Source organism: Candidatus Symbiopectobacterium sp. NZEC135 (assembly GCF_025962695.1).
Map to the genome: position 1 here is coordinate 1 of NZ_JAGFPF010000252.1, position 2,104 is coordinate 2,104.

The following is a 2,104-nucleotide window of genomic DNA, read 5'->3' on the forward strand; positions in this document are numbered from 1 at the left end:
ATTCTCGTAGTTTTCAATGATAACAGTGAGTAACTCTAGTCGCTCTGAATCTTCTGAGCCTGCAATAAGCTCAAAAGTGAGCAACCTTTCAACTTCTGAAAGGTAAGCATGATATTGTTCTTCAGTTCGAATGACTCGAACTTCGGTGATTGTATTCATTTTGATACCACTTGATTTATCACTGCGATGCTCCTGTCAAACTTGAATGTGACTTTTATACCCAGCGATTTAATGCCGCACACAAAAAAAATGCAGCATACCTGATCAACTTGCTGGGCTCTTGGAAAGGTATCTAAAACGGCTCTAACATCTTTCCAGTAAGCATTGGTAAGCTCAGCTGTCCAGGCAGAAAGCCAAACATCAGTTTCGTGATTAATGCCGCTTAGTACCTGAAGTCTTTGCTTGCCAATTAGTCGCATTGATGTTCTCCATTTGGGAACTATGATAGGTGTGGTGATATTGAATGTCAATAAATGGTTCCCAATAATGGAACTTTTCATGTATGAGAGCTCATATTCGTTATGAGGTCTAAGGTGTTAGAATCAACTACGTTGAGGCTATATATGGCAATTTATTGATCTAAATCAAAAAGAGCTCGTTCATTAAAAATGATAAAATTCAATATATTAAATATATAGAATAAATTGACGGCTACGTAAAACTTCAACTATAGGAAACATGACGATATCAGTGATATCACCATTGGTATAAAAATCATGTGGTTATTTGTAATTGTTTAGATCAAGTCTGTTCAGTTCCTCAACCGTATAAACCCGAAAAACATTGCGGTGCTTCGCTTCCAGCGGGATACGCTGATGACTGACGATGGCGTATTTCACGCTATTGAACATCCGCTCAATGGCTCGCTTTATCTGCGGGTCTGGCACGATGTAGAAGACGTACATCCAAAGTTTTTGAGTCCGAGTTATCAAATGCTGGGTGACAATCGCCTGATAACGGGCCTTGGTTTTCAGATGGCGCTCAGCTTCAACGGCGATAACCGTCCCGTCAGGTAACGTTATCACCCCGGCCGGGCGATGATATACCTTATAGCGGCTGCGGAATGTTGAATCAGCGCCGCTGATCCACCCATAAGCGCCTTTCTTCTCCAGAAGGAGCCGTGCTAGCTGACGATCAAGGCGCTGCATCAGCGTCCAGCCAGTGACTTTCGAGGGCTCAAATCGTGCAGGAAAGCCATCCTCATGGGGTGTGACAACAACGGATAATCCGTCATTGGTGATCCCCCACAGAGAGATTTTCACCATTCTGGTGTTTATTTCATGCTTTTGGACCAATCCCAAGCTAATGGCTTTCGCCAGCAGCAAATAAAGCGGTTTGTGATTTTTAAAATCAAAAAGCAGCATCAGGTTTTTAAAACTACTGTAGGTTTCTTGTTTCAGAAAATTGAGCAGGACCCGGATCTTTTCGTGATTACGCGCCCGTCGTTCACTGTAATCGTAAATAAGCATGCATCCTCCTTTGCATTGTATTGGACTGTTCTCTCTTTCGGCTTTATCGCCTCATTGCATGGGGGAATACCTTCGCCCACAGGCATGAGTCGACGTCATGAGGCGATCTTGTGGGGAGAAAGAGGTGACCGCATTGCGGTCATGCGCCGGAAAATACATTTCCCGGCACAAAACGGCATGCACCAGTTCATGCGGGCTGGACGCCCTTATTACCTGGCGCATGGGGGTAATGTCGCGGCTGGACGCCGCACCAAAACCCCCAAGGTCAACGGCGGCACACCGTCGCGCGCTACGCGCGACTAACCCCTTTGAGACGCCGTTTTTTGCCCCTTTTTTCTTTTGCCCGTTCCGGTCAGCGAAAAAATAGGAAAACGACTTCAAAGTGGTTAGTCGCGCCACGCTACCGGCTTTGGGCCGGAGACTTAGCCGCGACGGTGTGCGGGGCAAGCCCCCCACAAAAACCGGCATTCTGGGGAATGCCTTTTTGCTCGCTGGGGCGGCAAAATTTTTGCGGCTCCCCCCGGCCTGCTCGGTTCCCCTCGGGGGGAACGCTCGCCGGTGGGTTCGGGGGGCGCAAATTAGCAATTTCTGCGAAATTGAATTTACTCGCCTCACGCCACTTGGTAAATCCTGCG

General features: G+C 47.1%; 4 protein-coding genes. 1 reads left to right on the forward strand and 3 read right to left on the reverse strand.

The features are described 5' to 3' along the window. Positions 1 to 155 precede the first annotated feature (155 nt). Together J5224_RS25535 and mobC are read right to left on the reverse strand one after the other, a co-directional pair. Entirely contained in the window at positions 156 to 419 is a 264-nt protein-coding gene (locus J5224_RS25535; RefSeq protein WP_264628002.1) for a type II toxin-antitoxin system HigB family toxin, read from the reverse strand. A gap of 303 nt (positions 420 to 722) precedes the next feature. Then, a complete protein-coding gene (gene mobC, locus J5224_RS25540) occupies positions 723 to 1,469 on the reverse strand; it encodes a MobC family replication-relaxation protein (RefSeq protein ID WP_264628003.1) in 747 nt (248 codons plus the stop codon). A gap of 108 nt (positions 1,470 to 1,577) precedes the next feature. On the opposite strand from mobC, the gene J5224_RS25545 reads away from it, so the two are divergent. Next, a complete protein-coding gene (locus J5224_RS25545) occupies positions 1,578 to 1,772 on the forward strand; it encodes a hypothetical protein (protein WP_264628004.1) in 195 nt (64 codons plus the stop codon). 97 nt (positions 1,773 to 1,869) lie between these two features. Here the strand turns inward: J5224_RS25545 and J5224_RS25550 are convergent. Then, positions 1,870 to 2,104: hypothetical protein (locus J5224_RS25550; RefSeq protein WP_264628005.1), on the reverse strand; the 235-nt coding region annotated here is incomplete at its 5' end.